The 16,009-nt window shown below is 72.8% G+C and carries 15 protein-coding genes; 12 read left to right on the top strand and 3 right to left on the bottom strand.

What is annotated here, in order from left to right:
- The first annotated feature begins 97 nt into the window (after positions 1 to 97).
- The 10 genes from rpe (at position 98) to FGW31_RS29200 (ending at position 10,616) form a co-directional block, all read left to right on the top strand.
- Positions 98 to 784 (top strand): ribulose-phosphate 3-epimerase, encoded by a 687-nt coding sequence (rpe, locus tag FGW31_RS29155; protein WP_142196533.1) that lies wholly within the window; start codon positions 98 to 100, stop codon positions 782 to 784.
- 78 nt (positions 785 to 862) lie between these two features.
- A complete protein-coding gene (locus FGW31_RS29160) occupies positions 863 to 1,906 on the top strand; it encodes a sugar-binding transcriptional regulator (protein WP_142196534.1) in 1,044 nt (347 codons plus the stop codon).
- A 40-nt stretch (positions 1,907 to 1,946) separates the two neighbouring features.
- Complete coding sequence (locus tag FGW31_RS29165) at positions 1,947 to 2,333, top strand: guanyl-specific ribonuclease (protein ID WP_142196535.1); 387 nt, start codon at positions 1,947 to 1,949, stop codon at positions 2,331 to 2,333.
- A complete protein-coding gene (locus FGW31_RS29170; RefSeq protein ID WP_142196536.1) occupies positions 2,330 to 2,683 on the top strand; it encodes a barstar family protein in 354 nt (117 codons plus the stop codon). The genes FGW31_RS29165 and FGW31_RS29170 overlap by 4 nt, the downstream gene beginning before the upstream one ends.
- 107 nt (positions 2,684 to 2,790) lie before the next feature.
- Complete coding sequence (locus FGW31_RS29175) at positions 2,791 to 4,233, top strand: GuaB1 family IMP dehydrogenase-related protein (RefSeq protein ID WP_161175415.1); 1,443 nt, start codon at positions 2,791 to 2,793, stop codon at positions 4,231 to 4,233.
- A 322-nt stretch (positions 4,234 to 4,555) separates the two neighbouring features.
- Complete coding sequence (locus FGW31_RS29180; protein WP_142196538.1) at positions 4,556 to 6,034, top strand: amino acid permease; 1,479 nt, start codon at positions 4,556 to 4,558, stop codon at positions 6,032 to 6,034.
- Between the two features lie 10 nt (positions 6,035 to 6,044).
- Positions 6,045 to 6,497 (top strand): Lrp/AsnC family transcriptional regulator, encoded by a 453-nt coding sequence (locus tag FGW31_RS29185; RefSeq protein ID WP_142196539.1) that lies wholly within the window; start codon positions 6,045 to 6,047, stop codon positions 6,495 to 6,497.
- A 161-nt stretch (positions 6,498 to 6,658) separates the two neighbouring features.
- The gene (locus FGW31_RS29190; RefSeq protein ID WP_142196540.1) at positions 6,659 to 7,861 is read left to right on the top strand and encodes an MFS transporter; all 1,203 of its coding nucleotides are present in this window, start codon (positions 6,659 to 6,661) and stop codon (positions 7,859 to 7,861) included.
- Positions 7,862 to 8,092: 231 nt separating this feature from the next.
- Positions 8,093 to 8,881, top strand: a complete 789-nt coding sequence (locus tag FGW31_RS29195) for a carbon-nitrogen hydrolase family protein (RefSeq protein ID WP_142196541.1) — start codon at positions 8,093 to 8,095, stop codon at positions 8,879 to 8,881.
- A gap of 37 nt (positions 8,882 to 8,918) precedes the next feature.
- Positions 8,919 to 10,616, top strand: a complete 1,698-nt coding sequence (locus FGW31_RS29200) for a flavin monoamine oxidase family protein (protein WP_142196542.1) — start codon at positions 8,919 to 8,921, stop codon at positions 10,614 to 10,616.
- Between the two features lie 149 nt (positions 10,617 to 10,765).
- On the opposite strand, the gene FGW31_RS29205 is transcribed toward FGW31_RS29200, so the two are convergent.
- Positions 10,766 to 11,452: a DUF5995 family protein gene (locus tag FGW31_RS29205; protein WP_142196543.1), complete on the bottom strand. Its 687-nt coding sequence runs from the start codon at positions 11,450 to 11,452 to the stop codon at positions 10,766 to 10,768.
- Between the two features lie 172 nt (positions 11,453 to 11,624).
- Between FGW31_RS29205 and FGW31_RS29210 the strand changes: the two genes are divergently transcribed.
- On the top strand, positions 11,625 to 12,776 hold the full coding sequence (locus FGW31_RS29210) for a glycoside hydrolase family 6 protein (protein WP_142197275.1): 1,152 nt from the start codon (positions 11,625 to 11,627) through the stop codon (positions 12,774 to 12,776).
- Here the strand turns inward: FGW31_RS29210 and FGW31_RS29215 are convergent.
- On the bottom strand, positions 12,758 to 14,167 hold the full coding sequence (locus FGW31_RS29215; protein ID WP_142196544.1) for a uracil-xanthine permease family protein: 1,410 nt from the start codon (positions 14,165 to 14,167) through the stop codon (positions 12,758 to 12,760). The two genes, FGW31_RS29210 and FGW31_RS29215, sit on opposite strands and share 19 nt — an antisense overlap.
- A 175-nt stretch (positions 14,168 to 14,342) precedes the next feature.
- Here FGW31_RS29215 and FGW31_RS29220 point away from each other — a divergent pair, with 175 nt between their 5' ends.
- Complete coding sequence (locus FGW31_RS29220) at positions 14,343 to 14,801, top strand: acyl-CoA thioesterase (RefSeq protein WP_142196545.1); 459 nt, start codon at positions 14,343 to 14,345, stop codon at positions 14,799 to 14,801.
- Here FGW31_RS29220 and FGW31_RS29225 read toward each other — a convergent pair.
- Positions 14,761 to 15,966 (bottom strand): MFS transporter, encoded by a 1,206-nt coding sequence (locus FGW31_RS29225; protein WP_142196546.1) that lies wholly within the window; start codon positions 15,964 to 15,966, stop codon positions 14,761 to 14,763. The two genes, FGW31_RS29220 and FGW31_RS29225, sit on opposite strands and share 41 nt — an antisense overlap.
- Positions 15,967 to 16,009 lie beyond the last annotated feature (43 nt).

Here is a 16,009-nt window from a genome sequence, read left to right on the forward strand (position 1 = left end):
CGGAGCCCGACTCAAGGCGCGCTCGGTCCCCGCCGCCCGCCCGTCGAGGTGCGGTACCGATGAGGGTGGGGCCCGGCGGGCATGGCAGTCTTGCTGCATGGCCGTGCAGATCAACCCCAGCATCCTGTCCGCCGACTTCGCCCGTCTCGCGGACGAGGCGAAGGCGGTCGAAGGCGCCGACTGGCTCCACGTCGACGTCATGGACAACCACTTCGTCCCGAACCTCACCCTCGGCGTGCCGGTCGTGGAGTCGCTCGCCCGCGCGACGGACACCCCGCTGGACTGCCACCTGATGATCGAGGCCCCCGACCGGTGGGCGCCCCAGTACGTGGAGGCGGGGGCCGGGTCCGTCACCTTCCACGCCGAGGCGGCCACCGCCCCGGTGCGGCTCGCCCGCGAGATCCGGGCCAAGGGCGCCCGCGCCTCCATGGCGCTGCGCCCGGCGACGCCGGTCGAGCCCTACGAGGACCTGCTCCCCGAACTCGACATGCTGCTGATCATGACGGTTGAACCGGGCTTCGGCGGGCAGGCGTTCCTCGACATCATGCTGCCGAAGATCCGTCGCACCCGAGAGCTGATCAAGAAGCACGGTCTGCAGCTGTGGCTCCAGGTCGACGGCGGAGTGTCGGCTTCCACCATCGAGCGCTGCGCCGAGGCCGGCGCCGACGTCTTCGTCGCGGGTTCCGCCGTGTACGGGGCGGACGACCCGGCCGAGGCGGTCCGCGCACTGCGCTACCAGGCCGAGGCCGCCACCGGCAAGGCCTCGTGGGCATGCGACCACTGAGCGTCAGGAACATGAACGGCGCCCAGCAGGGCTGATCGACAGCGCCGGATCTGCAAGGATGAACGGCGAATCCAGAGTGTGAACAGCAGTGAGGAGATCGCCGTGTCGGGTATGTCGGCGGGCCGGTCAGCCATGCGGATGGGACCCGCTGAGCTGGTGCAGGCGGCGGCCATGGCCCGCCGCTTCTACCTCGAGGGGAAATCGAAGATCCAGATCGCCGAGGAGTTCGGCGTCAGCCGCTTCAAGGTGGCCCGGGTCCTGGAGACCGCCCTCGAGCGGGATCTCGTACGGATCGAGATCCGCGTGCCGGCCGAACTGGACGCCGAGCGCTCCGACGCGCTCCGCGCCCGCTACGGCCTCAGGCACGCCGTCGTGGTCGAGTCCCCGGCCGAGGCCGAGGAGACGCCCGACCCCGAGAACCTGGGAGAGGTGGCCGCCGACCTGCTCGGCGAGCTGGTCAACGAGGGGGACGTGCTGGGCCTGGCCTGGGGCCGGTCCACCATCCACATGGCGGCGGCCCTGGACCGGCTGCCGCCCTGCACGGTCGTGCAGCTGACCGGGGTGTACGACGCCGGGACCGCCGAACGCGGCTCGGTGGAGGCCGTGCGGCGCGCCGCGCAGGTGTCGGGCGGCGACGCCCACCCCATCTACGCGCCGATGCTGCTGCCGGACGCGGCCACCGCGGAGGCGCTGCGCCACCAGACGGGCATCGCGCGGGCCTTCGAGTACTTCGACAAGGTCACGGTCGCCTGCGTCTCCATCGGCTCCTGGGAGCCGGGCATCTCCACGGTGCACGACATGCTCAGCGACGAGGAGCGGGCGCACTACGCCTCCCTCGGCGTCGCCGCGGAGATGTCCGCGCACCTCTTCGACGCCGAGGGCCGCCGGGTCGGCCGGGACCTGGGGGAGCGGTGCATCACGGTCAAGACCGACCAGCTGCGCCGGGTCCCCGAGGTCGTCGCCATCGCCGGTGGGCAGCGCAAGGGTCCCGCGATCGACGCCGTGCTGCGCTCCGGGCTGGTCACCAGCCTGGTGACGGACACGTCGGCCGCGGACTACCTGATGACGGCCGGTCCCGCCCCGAGGTCCGCCCTCAACCGTGCAGACCCGGATGGCCCCTGACGGCGGGTGAGGCGGGGACGGGACTGGCAGCATCGGCCGCATGCCGCTGCGCCGGACCCTCGTCCTCCGCCTCCTGGCCTGCCTGCTCGTCCTGCTCACCGGCTGCTCCCCGGCCGGCGAGGACACCGCGGCGCCCGCGTGGGCCGAGGGCATGCCCACCGTCCGGGAGGCCGACCTGCCCGGCGAGGCCAGGGACACCCTGGACCTCATCGACGCGGGCGGCCCCTTCCCGTACGAGCGGGACGGCGCCGTCTTCGGCAACTTCGAGGGCCTGCTGCCCCGGCGGCAACGCGGCTACTACCACGAGTACACGGTCCGGACGCCGGGCTCGCCCGACCGCGGGGCCCGGCGCATCGTCACCGGGCGGGGCGGCGAGACCTACTACACCGACGACCACTACGCATCGTTCACGGCGGTACTGAGATGACGTACGACCCGACCGGCCCGCTCGTGGTCACCGTCGACCTCGACGGGGTCACCGACAAGGCGGGACTGATGGACCGGTGCGCCCGCGCGCTGGAGCTGCCCGACTGGTTCGGCCGCAACTGGGACGCCCTCGTGGACTGTCTCGCCGACCACACCGTCTGGCCCGACGGCGCCGTCGAGCGCGGGCTGCTGGTCGTCGTACGCGGCTGGCAGGCGTACGCGACGGCCCGGAGCGAGGAGTGGGCGACCGCCCGTGAGGTGTTCGCCGAAGCGGCGGACCGCACCCCTTCGCTCACCGTGGCACTCGCCCTCGGAGGATCCTCCGAACAGGCCTCTGACCAGCCTGGATGATCCGCCGGGGACGGACGTACGGGGCGCCATGGGACAATGAAGTACGTGCTCTTCCCCCTGGCTGACCTGTCCGGGGGCCACCTCTGATCGACTGGGATGTGCAGCACGTGCGTTTCCTCAACGACATCCAGCCCGCGTACGACCTGACGTACGACGACGTCTTCATGGTGCCGAGCCGCTCCGCGGTCGGCTCGCGGCAGGGCGTGGACCTCAGCTCCCCGGACGGCACCGGCACCACCATTCCGCTCGTCGTCGCCAACATGACGGCCATCGCCGGACGCCGCATGGCCGAGACCGTGGCCCGGCGCGGCGGACTCGTGGTCATCCCGCAGGACATCCCGATCGAGGTCGTCACCGAGGTCGTCTCCTGGGTGAAGGGCCGCCACCTGGTCCTCGACACCCCGATCGTGCTGGCCCCGCACCAGACCGTCGCCGACGCGCTCTCGCTGCTGCCCAAGCGCGCGCACAACGCGGGCGTCGTCGTCGACGACGGGCACCGGCCGATCGGCGTGGTCACCGACACCGACCTGTCCGGCGTAGACCGCTTCACCCAGCTCGAAGAGGTCATGTCCAAGGACCTGCTCCTCATCGACGCCGACATGGACCCGCGCGAGGCCTTCCACACCCTGGACGGCGCCAACCGGCGCTACGCGCCCGCCGTGGACAAGGACGGCCGCCTCGCCGGCATCCTCACCCGCAAGGGCGCCCTGCGCGCCACCCTGTACACGCCGGCCACCGACGCCGCCGGGCGGCTGCGCATCGCCGCCGCCGTCGGCATCAACGGCGACGTCGCGGGCAAGGCCCGGCAGCTGCTCGACGCGGGCGTCGACACCCTCGTCATCGACACGGCCCACGGCCACCAGGAGTCGATGATCAACGCACTGAAGCTGGTCCGCGACCTCGACCCGCAGGTGCCGGTCGTCGCGGGCAACGTGGTCGCCGCCGCGGGCGTCCGCGACCTCATCGAGGCCGGCGCGGACATCGTCAAGGTCGGTGTCGGCCCCGGCGCCATGTGCACCACCCGCATGATGACCGGCGTCGGCCGCCCGCAGTTCTCCGCCGTCCTGGAGTGCGCCGCCGAGGCGAGGAAGTACGGCAAGCACGTGTGGGCCGACGGCGGTGTCCGCCACCCGCGCGACGTGGCGATGGCCCTCGCCGCCGGCGCCTCCAACGTGATGATCGGCTCCTGGTTCGCCGGGACCTACGAGTCCCCGGGCGACCTCCAGCACGACGCGAACGGCCGCCCCTACAAGGAGTCCTTCGGCATGGCCTCCGCGCGTGCCGTGCGCAACCGCACCTCGGAGGAGTCCGCCTACGACCGCGCCCGCAAGGCGCTCTTCGAGGAGGGCATCTCCACCTCCCGCATGTTCCTCGACCCGGTCCGGCCCGGCGTCGAGGACCTGATCGACTCGATCATCGCGGGCGTCCGCTCCTCCTGCACCTACTCGGGTGCCGGCTCCCTGGAGGAGTTCGCCGAGAAGGCCGTCGTCGGCATCCAGAGCGCCGCCGGCTACGCCGAGGGCAAGCCGCTGCACGCCAGCTGGAACTGACGCCCCGAGCCAGCCCACGGCCCCCGAGGACCCCGCCCGCCGGGAGAACCGGGGGCCGCGGCGCGCCCGGGACCCGCTGGTCACGACGGGTGCGACACGCAAAGGTCGACAACCCTCGCGCAACGAACACCCGCCGCACCGCGAGGAACGCAATGATCTTGCGGCTGTGCGCAAGGTTGCTGCATTTCAGCAGCAACGTCCGACCTCGTAGGGTTACGCGCTGTACGTGGTGCGGCGGGGACCCCGCTCGACGGGTCCCGGCTGTCGCGGGACGCCGTCGGTCCCTGCCGCGACAGACCGGCAGCGACGAAGGAGTCAGCGCGTGCTCGACCAAGGCGCACCCCCGCACAACGGCAGTCCCGCCGCCCCGCCGTCCCCGGGCCCCGGCGCGCGCCTGATGCGTCGCAAGCCCGTGGAACGCCTGGTCGCAGAGGGTGGCCAGGGCGAGGGCGGCTCGCTGCGCCGCTCCCTCGGACTGTGGCAGCTCACCATGATCAGCATCGGTGCCACGCTCGGCACCGGCATCTTCGTGGTCCTCGGCGAGGCCGTCCCCAAGGCCGGTCCGGCGGTCACGCTGTCCTTCGTCATAGCCGGTCTGACGGCGCTGTTCTCCGCGCTGTCCTACGCCGAACTCGCCGGCACGATCCCCGTCTCCGGCTCCTCCTACTCGTATGCGTACGCAACGATGGGCGAGCTGGTCGCCTGGGTCTGCGGCTGGTGCCTGGTCCTGGAGTACGGCGTGTCGGTCGCCGCCGTCGCCGTCGGCTGGGGCGAGTACCTCAACGAACTCCTCGACGGCACCATCGGCGTCACCATCCCCGCCGCGCTGTCCGCCCCGCCGGGCGACGGCGGCGTCTTCAACCTGCCCGCGCTGATCGTCGTGCTGCTCGCCATGGCGTTCCTCATGGGCGGCGCCCGCGAGTCCGCCCGCGCCAACACGATCATGGTCGTCGTGAAGATCGGCGCGCTGGTGCTGTTCTGCGCCATCGGCGTCCAGGGCTTCCGCTCCGGCAACTACGAGAACTTCATGCCGCTCGGCATGGCCGGCGTCAGCGCCGCCGGGGCCACGCTCTTCTTCTCCTACATCGGCTTCGACGCCGCCTCCACCGCCGGTGAGGAAGCGAAGAACGCCCAGCGCGACCTGCCCCGCGCGATCCTGCTGTCCCTCGTCATCATCACCGCGCTGTACGTCCTCGTCGCCGCCGTCGCCGTCGGCGCCAAGCCCTGGCGGCACTTCACCGACTCCGAGGCCGCGCTCGCCCAGATCATGCGCGAGGTCACCGGCCAGACGTTCTGGGGCACCCTGCTGGCGTTCTGCGCCGTCATCGCCATCGCCAGCGTCGTCCTGACCGTGCTCTACGGCCAGACCCGCATCCTGTTCGCCATGTCCCGCGACGGACTCGTGCCCAAGCTGTTCGCCAGGGTCCACCCGAAGACCGGCACGCCCCGCGCCAACACCCTGATCGTCTCCCTGTTCTGCGGTGTGCTCGCCGCCGCCGTCCCGCTCGGCCGGCTCGCCGACGCCACCAGCATCGGCACCCTGTTCGCCTTCGCGCTGGTCAACGTGGCCGTCGTGGTGCTGCGCCGGAGCCGCCCGGACATGCCCCGCACCTTCCGGGTGCCGCTGTCGCCGGTCCTGCCCGCCCTCGGCTTCGCCTTCTGCCTGTGGATGATGGGCAGCCTGTCCGCGATCACCTGGGTGGTCTTCGGTGTCTGGATGGCCGTCGGCCTCGTGGTCTACTTCGGTTACGGCCACCGCCGCTCCCGGCTCGCCGCCCCGGTCCCGTCAGAAGCGAAGTGAACCACCCGCAGTGCTGAACGATCTCGACGAACGCATCGTGCACGCCCTCGCCGAGGACGCCCGCCGCTCCTACGCCGACATCGGCCAGATGGTCGGCCTGTCCGCGCCCGCCGTGAAACGGCGGGTGGACCGGCTGCGGGCCACCGGCGCCATCACCGGGTTCACCGTGCGGGTGGACCCCGCCGCCCTCGGCTGGGAGACGGAGGGGTTCGTCGAGATCTACTGCCGCGGCAACACCTCCCCGGAGACCATCCAGCGCGGCCTGGAGCGCTACCAGGAGGTCGTGGCCGCCTCCACCGTCACCGGCGACGCCGACGCGGTCGCCCAGGTCTTCGCCTCCGACATGCGCCACTTCGAACGCGTCCTGGAACGCATCGCAGGTGAGCCGTTCGTCGAGCGGACCAAGTCCGTGCTGGTGCTCTCCCCGCTGCTGCGGCGGTTCTCGTCGGGATCGCCCACGTAGCACCCGTCATGGGAAACGACGGGCCGGACCCGCCCCGGTCCGTCTACCATCGGTGTCATGACCTGGCGACATTGATCCACCAGCCGCGCCTCCCGAGGACCGCCTCGGACGCCGTACGTCCTCCACGTCCGGTGTCCGAACCGCCCTCCTGGGAAGGCCTCATGACCACCACGCCACCGCGTGTGTCCGACGCCCGCGTACGACGGCTGACCTCCACGCTGTACGGCTACGCGTTCCTCGAAGACTTCATCCTGCTCTATCCGGTGTACGCGCTGCTGTTCAGCGACACCGGGCTCACCGTCTGGCAAATCTCGTCCCTGTTCGCCCTCTGGTCGGTGACCGGCGTCCTCCTGGAGGTCCCCTCCGGGGCCTGGGCCGACACCGTCTCGCGCCGGCTGTCGCTGTGGCTCGGTCCGCTGCTCACCGCGGCCGGCTTCGCGCTGTGGGTGCTCCTGCCGTCGTACGGCGCCTTCGCCGTCGGCTTCGTGCTGTGGGGCGCCGGCGGAGCGCTCGGCTCCGGCGCGCTGGAGGCGCTGGTCCACGACGAACTGGAGCGGCTCGGCGCGGCCGACCGCTACGCCCGGGTCATGGGCCGTGCCCGCGCGGCCGGACTGGTCGCCGTCATGGCGGCCATGGGACTCGCCGGCCCCGTGTTCGCCCAGGGCGGTCACACCGCCGTCGGCGCCGCCAGCGTGCTGGTGTGCCTGCTGGCGTCGGCCACGGCACTCCGGTTCCCCGAACACCGCACCCCGGCGGCCGGACACGACAACTGGACGGCGACCCTGCGGGCCGGCCTCGCCGAGGCCCGCGCCGACCGGTCCGTGCGCGGCGCGCTGCTGCTCGTCCCGGCGGTGAGCGCCGTGTGGGGCGCCCTCGACGAGTACACGCCGCTGCTGGTCCGCGGGACCGGCGTCGCCGACTGGACGGTTCCGTATCTGCTCCTGCTGATCTGGGCCGGAGCCACCGCCGGAAGCCTGCTGGCGGGGGAGGGCGAGCGGCTCGGCACGACCGGACTGGCCGCCCTGCTGGCCGGCGCCGGACTCGCCCTGGCCGTCGGCGCGGCCGGCGGCACTCCGGCGGGACTGCTCCTCGTCGCCCTCGCCTTCGGCGGTTTCCAGGCGGCGACCGTGCTGGCCGACGCCCGGCTCCAGCGGCGCATCGACAACGGCGGGCGGGCCACCCTGACCTCGGTGGCGGGCCTGGGCACCGAGCTGGCGACCGTCTCGGTCTACGGCGGCTACGCGCTGATCGCCTCGGGCCACGCCCACGGCACCGCCTTCGCGGTGTTCGCCGTGCCGTACCTGGCGACGGCGGCGGTGCTGTACGCGGTCGCGCGCAGCCGCAGCGCCACGGCCGGAGCGTGACGCCGCGGCGCCACGGACAACGCATGGAGCCCTCCGGGCACGCCCCGCCGACCTGCGGTTTCACCGCGGGCGCGGGGCGCGCCCGGTGTGCGCAACGAATCGCCGCCGGCCCCCGCCGAGACGCAACGAACCGCTCACCGGTGCGCAACGGCTGCTCCTTGTCCGCCCGAGCCGGCCGACCGTACCGTCTATCCGGCCCCCGAAACCCCCGCGTACCGGTGAGGAACACGCATGCGCACCGCCCTGCTCCAGAGCTCCGGACGGCCCGGATCCGTCGCCGAGAACCTGAAGGTCCTCGACGAGGCGGCCGGCCGTGCCGCCGCCGCGGGCGCGGCCCTGCTGGTGACCTCGGAGCTGTTCCTGACCGGGTACGCGATCGGCGACGACCTCGCCCGGCTCGCCGAGCCCGCCGACGGCGACGCCGCCGACGCGATCGCCGAGACCGCCACCCGGCACGGCCTCGCCGTCGCCTACGGCTACCCGGAGCGCGACGGCGACGCGGTGTACAACTCCGTCCAGCTCGTCTCCGCCGACGGCACCCGCCTCGCGAACCACCGCAAGACGCACCTCTTCGGCTGCTTCGAGCGGGACCACTTCACCCCGGGCGACCGGCCCGTCACCCAGGCCGGACTCGGCGGACTGACCGTCGGCCTGATGATCTGCTACGACGTCGAGTTCCCGGAGAACGTGCGCGCCCACGCGCTGGCCGGCACCGACCTCCTCCTGGTGCCCACCGCGCAGATGCACCCGTTCCAGTTCGTCGCCGAGTCCGTCGTCCCGGTGCGCGCCTTCGAGAACCAGATGTACGTCGCGTACGTCAACCGGGTCGGCCAGGAGGGCGAGTTCGAGTTCGTCGGACTGTCCACGCTGGCCGGCCCCGACGGGGTCGCCCGCGCCCGGGCCGGCCGCGCGGAGGAACTCGTCCTCGCCGACGCCGACCCCGTCCTGCTGGCCGCGTCCCGCGAGAACAACCCGTACCTGCGGGACCGCCGCCCCGGCCTCTACGGGTCCCTCGTCTGATCTCCCTCGTTCCACCCCTGCAAGGAGTCCGTACCCCATGACGTCCACGGTGCCCAACGCCGTCGAGCACACCGACGCGCAGCAGCCGCCGATCACCATGTTCGGCCCGGACTTCCCCTACGCGTACGACGACTTCCTCGCCCACCCGGCGGGCCTCGGACAGGTACCGGCGACCGAGCACGGCACCGAGGTCGCGGTCATCGGCGGCGGCCTGTCCGGCATCGTCGCCGCCTACGAGCTGATGAAGATGGGCCTCAAGCCGGTCGTCTACGAGGCCGACCGGATCGGCGGCCGGCTGCGGACCGTGGGCTTCGACGGCTGCGACCCGTCGCTGACCGCCGAGATGGGCGCGATGCGCTTCCCGCCGTCCTCCACGGCGCTCCAGCACTACATCGACCTGGTCGGCCTGCAGACCAGGCCGTTCCCGAACCCGCTGGCCGAGGCGACGCCCTCGACGGTCGTCGACCTCAAGGGCGAGACCCACTACGCCGAGACGATCGACGACCTGCCGCAGGTCTACCGGGACGTGGCGAACGCCTGGAACACGTGCCTCGAAGAGGGCGCCGACTTCTCCGACATGAACCGCGCCATGCGCGAGCGGGATGTGCCGCGCATCCGCGAGATCTGGGCGAAGCTGGTCGAGAAGCTCGACAACCAGACCTTCTACGGCTTCCTCTGCGAGTCGGAGGCGTTCCGGTCCTTCCGGCACCGCGAGATCTTCGGCCAGGTCGGCTTCGGCACCGGCGGCTGGGACACCGACTTCCCCAACTCCATCCTGGAGATCCTGCGGGTCGTCTACACCGAGGCCGACGACCACCACCGCGGCATCGTCGGCGGCTCCCAGCAGCTGCCGCTCAGGCTGTGGGAGCGCGAGCCGGAGAAGATCGTCCACTGGCCGTACGGCACGTCGCTGAAGTCCCTGCACGTGGACGGCGAACCGCGCCCGGCCGTGACCCGGCTGCACCGCACCGCGGGCAACCGGATCACCGTGACGGACGCCGACGGCGACATCCGCACCTACCGGGCGGCGATCTTCACGGCCCAGTCCTGGATGCTGCTGTCGAAGATCGCCTGCGACGACTCGCTCTTCCCGATCGACCACTGGACCGCGATCGAGCGCACCCACTACATGGAGAGCTCCAAGCTGTTCGTGCCGGTGGACCGCCCCTTCTGGCTGGACAAGGACGAGCGGACCGGGCGGGACGTCATGTCGATGACGCTCACCGACCGCATGACCCGCGGCACCTACCTGCTCGACGACGGCCCGGACCGGCCGGCCGTGATCTGCCTGTCGTACACCTGGTGCGACGACAGTCTGAAGTGGCTGCCGCTGTCCGCGAACGAGCGGATGGAGGTCATGCTGAAGTCGCTCGGCGAGATCTATCCGAACGTCGACATCAGGAAGCACATCATCGGCAACCCGGTGACCGTGTCCTGGGAGAACGAGCCCTACTTCATGGGCGCGTTCAAGGCCAACCTGCCCGGCCACTACCGCTACCAGCGGCGCCTGTTCACCCACTTCATGCAGGACCGGCTGCCCGAGGACAAGCGGGGCATCTTCCTGGCCGGTGACGACATCTCCTGGACGGCCGGGTGGGCCGAGGGCGCCGTCCAGACCGCGCTGAACGCGGTTTGGGGCGTGATGCGTCACCTCGGCGGCGAGACCGACCCCACCAACCCGGGCCCCGGCGACGTCTACGACGAGATCGCCCCGGTGGAACTGCCCGAGGACTGAGCGGCGCCCGGATCCCGGCGGCCCGCGCCTGCTCGGACACCGCGCCGACGACGTCCTCGCGTTCCCGGGCGTCGCGCGCGGAACCGCGCACGTCGGTCCCCCGGGGAGTTCTCGGGGACGACGCCCGCGCGGGCGGACCGGCGGCCGGGTCAGTCCGGCAGCGGGGTGAGCAGCATGCGCCCGGCGAAGCCCACCGCGGTGTCCAGGCGTTCGGTGAACTCCCCGGCGACGTCCGGCAGTCCGCGCAGCGCCCACAGGGCGCGGGCCGCCGTCCAGGCGGCGTCCCGGGCGCGCTCCAGGCTCCACGCGCCGAGCAGATGGGTCAGCGGGTCGGCGATCCGCAGCAGATCGGGCCCCGGCATCAGCTCCTCGCGGATGCGCTCCTCCAGCGATACGAGGAGTTCGCCCACCCGGTCGAACTCGTCCTCCAGAGCGGCCGGTTCGCAGCCGAGCGTACGGCAGCTGTCCACGACGGCGAGCGCGAGGTCGTGCCCGATGTGCGCGTTGATGCCCGCGAGGGCGAACTGCAGGGGACGTACTCCCGGATGGCGGCGGAACTGGAACAGCGGACGCCAGCAGGCCGGTGCCCGGCGCCCCTGCGACTCCGCCGCGACGGCGGTCAGATAGCGCTCCGCGAACCGTACGTCCAGCGTGATCGCGGCTCGGGCGTCGGCGAACAGGCCGGCGTCGATGTGCCGGTCCACGGCCTCGGTGACGGTGAGGTAGACACGGTTGAAGACGGCCACCCCGTCCCGCTCGGGCAGGGTCGCGGCGAGCGCGCGCATCCGGGAGACGATCTCGTCCACGGGCGTGAGGACGTGTTCGCATTGCGGCATGAGCGAAGAGTGACACCTTTAGCCTGGTACGCGTGGCGGCGGGCCCGGCGCTTCCCCGGAACGGGGGAACGCGCCCGCCGCGGGGGAGGGGGAGCGGACCGTGTCAGGCTCGCGTGCCCGGCGGCTGGCCGCGCGGAGGGCCGAGCGCAGACGCGCCGCCCGGCGCGGCGCGATGGTCGCGGTGGCCTCGGTGGTGGTCGCGGTCGGCGCCGTGACCGGGACGATGTCGGCGGCCGGCGGGGAAGCCGGCCCGGACCGGGCGCGTCCCGTGGCGACCGCCTCGCCGCGTCCCGAACCGCCGCCCGCGGCGCCGTCGTCGCCCGCCGTGCCGTCGCCGTCCTCGTCGCCGTCAGGGGCGAGGCCGCCCTCCGCCGGGGCGAGGCCGCCCTCCGCCGGGGCGAGTCCGGGCCCGGGCCCGTCCGTGTCCCGGACGACCGGGCCCCGGCGGCCCGCCCCCGCGCCCACCGGCCTCTACCTCCACCCCGAGTCCCGGGTCCTGGACTGGGTGCGCGCCAACCCGGACGACCCGCGCAACGCGGTCATCGCGTCCCGGATCGCCGGCCGGCCGGCGGCCGTGTGGTTCACCGACCGGGACCCGGACACCCTCACCTCCCGGGTGCGTGCCGTGACGGCCGGCGGCGCGGCGCAGGGCCGGGTGCCCGTGCTCGTGCCGTACGCGATACCCGGCCGGGACTGCGGCGGGCACTCCCGGGGCGGGACACCCGACCTGGACGCCTACGACGCCTGGATCGACCGGTTCGCCGCCGGGCTGGGCGACGGCGAGGTCATCGTGATCCTGGAGCCCGACTCGATCGCCCAGTCCGGGTGCCTGAGCGCCGGTGAACGTGCCGACCGGTTCGCCTCGCTGGCCCGCGCCGGGCGGGTGCTGAAGGAGGCCGATCCGCGGGCGCGGGTCTACTACGACGCCGGGCACTCCGGCTGGAACGCACCCGCGCAACAGGCCGACTGGCTGCGGCAGGCCGGGGCCGCCTCGGCCGCCTCCTCCGACGGCGTCTTCAGCAACGTCTCCAACTTCCACGCCACGGACGACGAGATCGGCTACGTGCGGGCCGTGCTCGACGTGCTCGGCGGCCCGCCGGGCCTCGGCGCGGTGATCGACACCAGCCGCAACGGCGCCGGCGCCCCGGCCGACGGCGCGTGGTGCGACCCGGCCGGCCGCAAGCTCGGCCGGCCGCCGACGCTCCGCACCGGCGAGGCACGGATCGACGGCTACCTGTGGGTCAAACTGCCCGGTGAGTCGGACGGCTGCGCGGGAGCCCCGGGCACCTTCACCCCGTCCTACGCCTACGACTTGGCGCGCTGAGCGTCCTCGCGGCCGGCCTCGTCCGTGTCGTACGACGAGGTGCCCTCGTCCAGCAGCGGTTCCTGCGTCTTGAGGTGGGCGGGCGCGAAGGCGCGCAGCGCGTGGTAGCCGGTGATGACGACCAGCGTGCCGAGCGCGATCCCGCTGAGCGAGAACGTGTCGGTGAACTCCATCGTCACGTTGCCGACGCCGATGATGATGCCCGCGGCGGCCGGCACCAGGTTCAGCGGATTGCGCAGGTCCACCTTGGCGTTGATCCAGATCTGGGCGCCGAGCAGACCGATCATGCCGTACAGGATGACGGTGATCCCGCCGAGCACCCCGCCGGGGATGGCCGCCACGACCGCGCCGAACTTCGGGCAGAGGCCGAACAGCAGGGCGAAGCCGGCGGCGGCCCAGTAGGCGGCGGTCGAGTAGACGCGGGTCGCGGCCATCACGCCGATGTTCTCGGAGTACGTGGTGTTGGGCGGGCCGCCGACCGCGGTGGACAGCATCGAGCCGACGCCGTCGGCGGAGATCGCGGTGCCCAGCTTGTCGTCGAGGTTGTCGCCGGTCATCTCGCCGACCGCCTTGACGTGCCCGGCGTTCTCCGCGATCAGCGCGATGACCACCGGCAGGGCGACGAGGATCGCGGACCACTCGAAGGAGGGCGCGTGCAGGCTCGGCAGACCGATCCAGTCGGCCTGACCGACACCGGACAGGTCCAGTCGCCAGTGGTCGGTGACCTTGCCGCTCGCGTCGGCCGAGTGGATCTGCCCGAAGACCCGGTCCAGCGCCCAGGACAGGGCGTACCCGAAGACCAGACCGAGGAAGATCGCGATCCGGGACCAGAAGCCGCGCAGGCAGACCACGGCCAGACCGGTGAACAGCATCACGAACAGGGCCGTCCACTGGTCCTGCGGCCAGTACGTGGCGGCCGTCACCGGCGCCAGGTTGAAACCGATCAGCATGACGACCGCGCCGGTGACGATCGGCGGCATCGCGGCGTGGATGATCCGCGCCCCGAAGCGCCGCACCGCGAGCCCCACCAGGAACAGCGCCGCCCCGACCACGAGGACCGCGCCGGTCACGGTGGCGCTGGACCCGCCGTCCGCCCGGATGACCGCGGCGACACCGACGAAGGAGAGCGAGCAGCCCAGGTAGCTCGGTACCCGGCCGCGCGTGGCCAGCAGGAACACGACGGTCGCGACGCCCGACATCATGATCGCCAGGTTGGGGTCCAGGCCCATGAGCACCGGGGCGACGAAGGACGCCCCGAACATCGCCACGACGTGCTGGGCGCCCAGGCCCGCGGTGCGGGGCCAGGAGAGCCGTTCGTCGGGGCGGACCACCGCGCCGGGGGCCGGGGTGCGCCCGTCGCCGTGCAGTGTCCACCGGACGCCGAGATCCATGGGGTGTCGCTTTCGTCGTACGTGCAGCGTGTCCGGACCATTGTGAGGGCTGAGCAGCAGTGCTTCGTACACCCGACCGAGTGCGCCGGGCCCGCTGAGCGTCTGCTTAGGATGAGGGCGCGCCGCCGCTGGATGTAGGCGGCACCTTTCCCGTACGTCCCAGGAGCACCGCACCGTGACCGCCGAAGCCCCGCTCGCCCCCGCACTGTCGTACGGCCGGCTGATCCCCGTGACCGTCCACTTCGACGACCTCGACGCGCTGGGCCTGCTGCACAACGCCCGCTACCCGCTGCTGGTCGAGCGCGCCTGGACGGAACTGTGGCAGGACAAGGGCGTCCGCTTCGAGGGTGACTGGGCCGCGGCGGGAGACGCCTGCAACGCGGTCAAGGAGTTCCGGATCGGCTACGAGGCGCCGGTCACCCGGCCCGGCGGCTACGCCGTCCACCTCTGGCTGGACCGGCTGGGCACCACCGGGCTCACCTACGGCTTCCGCTTCTGCTCGGCGGACGGCACGGTCACCTACGCCCGCGGCAGCCGGGTGCTGGTGCGGCTGGACGCCGCCACGCTGCGCCCGGCGCCCTGGAGCGAGGAGTTCAGGGCCGCCGGTCGGGAACTGCTGCGTCCGGACGCGTGATCTTCGCGCGGTCGCCCGCGCGCAGCACGCCCGCGAAGCCGGCGATGCCGCACGACAGCAGCGTCACCAGGACGAACGACACCATCAGGCTGGTCGCCTGGGCCAGCAGGCCGATCGCGCTCGGGGCGATGAGCCCCGAGGTGTAGGTGATGGTCGCGACGCCCGCGATGGCCAGGCTCGGGTTGGAGCCGCTGCGTCCGGCGGCGGCGAAGCACAGCGGCACGACCACCGCGATGCCGAGCCCCATCAGCGCGAAGCCGGCCATCGCCGCCGCCGGGTGCTCCGCGAGGACGATCAGCAGCCCGCCCAGGACCGCGACGACACCGCTCGCGCGGACCGTGCGCACGGCGCCGTAGCGGTCCACCACGTGGTCCCCGGCGATCCGGGCCACCGCCATGGTGAGGGTGAAGCCGGTCGTGCAGGCCGCCGCGAGACCGGGCGAGGCGTCCAACCGGTCCCGCAGATAGACCGCCGACCAGTCCAGGCTCGCGCCCTCGGCGAACACCGCGCAGAACCCGATCGCGCCGATGAGCAGCGCGGAGCGGGGCGGCAGCGCGAACCGCGGCGGCGGCTCCTCGTCCTCGGCGGGCTGCAGGTCGAGCACCCAGGCGCAGGCGGTGACGCCCGCCACCGTCAGGACGGCGGAGGCGAGCGCGTGGTGCAGCCGGGCGTCCGAGCCCAGGTGCGCGGCGAGCGTGCCGGCCGCCGAGCCGATCAGGGCACCGGCGCTCCACATGCCGTGCAGCCCCGACATGATCGACTTGTCCAGGCGGTTCTCCACCTCCACGCCCAGCGCGTTCATCGCCACGTCCGACATGCCCGCCGTGGCGCCGTAGACGAACAGGGCCAGGCAGAGCGTGAGCAGGTTCGGCGCGATCGACGGCAGGACGAGGGAGAGCGTCCACAGCGCGATCAGCCCGCGCAGCGCGGTGCGCGCGCCGAAACGGTGAGCGATCCGGCTCGCGAGCGGCATCGCGACGGAGGCGCCGAGCGCGGGGAAGGCCAGCGCGAGCCCCAACTGCCCGGCGCTCACCCCGGCGTGGTCCTGGATCCACGGGACCCGGGTGGCGAACGACCCGGTGACGGCGCCGTGCACCGCGAACACGGCGGCCACGGCGTACCGCGCCCGCCTCACCTCACGCAGTGCGTACACCGCTGCACCCATGTCCCGCCCCTCCCGGTCCGTTCCCGTACGCGCCGCCGTAAAC

It is taken from the genome of Streptomyces calvus, from assembly GCF_006782915.1.
In the GTDB taxonomy this organism is placed as follows: Bacteria; Actinomycetota; Actinomycetes; order Streptomycetales; family Streptomycetaceae; genus Streptomyces; species Streptomyces calvus.

Excerpts from the sequence above, each read along its gene's own strand:
- rpe (WP_142196533.1), top strand. The coding sequence starts at position 98 with ATGGCCGTGCAGATCAACCCCAGCATCCTGTCCGCCGACTTCGCCCGT.
- FGW31_RS29165 (WP_142196535.1), top strand. The coding sequence starts at position 1,947 with ATGCCGCTGCGCCGGACCCTCGTCCTCCGCCTCCTGGCCTGCCTGCTC.
- FGW31_RS29170 (WP_142196536.1), top strand. The coding sequence starts at position 2,330 with ATGACGTACGACCCGACCGGCCCGCTCGTGGTCACCGTCGACCTCGAC.
- FGW31_RS29190 (WP_142196540.1), top strand. The coding sequence starts at position 6,659 with ATGACCACCACGCCACCGCGTGTGTCCGACGCCCGCGTACGACGGCTG.
- FGW31_RS29195 (WP_142196541.1), top strand. The coding sequence starts at position 8,093 with ATGCGCACCGCCCTGCTCCAGAGCTCCGGACGGCCCGGATCCGTCGCC.
- FGW31_RS29200 (WP_142196542.1), top strand. The coding sequence starts at position 8,919 with ATGACGTCCACGGTGCCCAACGCCGTCGAGCACACCGACGCGCAGCAG.
- FGW31_RS29205 (WP_142196543.1), bottom strand. The coding sequence starts at position 11,452 with ATGCCGCAATGCGAACACGTCCTCACGCCCGTGGACGAGATCGTCTCC.
- FGW31_RS29210 (WP_142197275.1), top strand. The coding sequence starts at position 11,625 with ATGGTCGCGGTGGCCTCGGTGGTGGTCGCGGTCGGCGCCGTGACCGGG.
- FGW31_RS29215 (WP_142196544.1), bottom strand. The coding sequence starts at position 14,167 with ATGGATCTCGGCGTCCGGTGGACACTGCACGGCGACGGGCGCACCCCG.
- FGW31_RS29225 (WP_142196546.1), bottom strand. The coding sequence starts at position 15,966 with ATGGGTGCAGCGGTGTACGCACTGCGTGAGGTGAGGCGGGCGCGGTAC.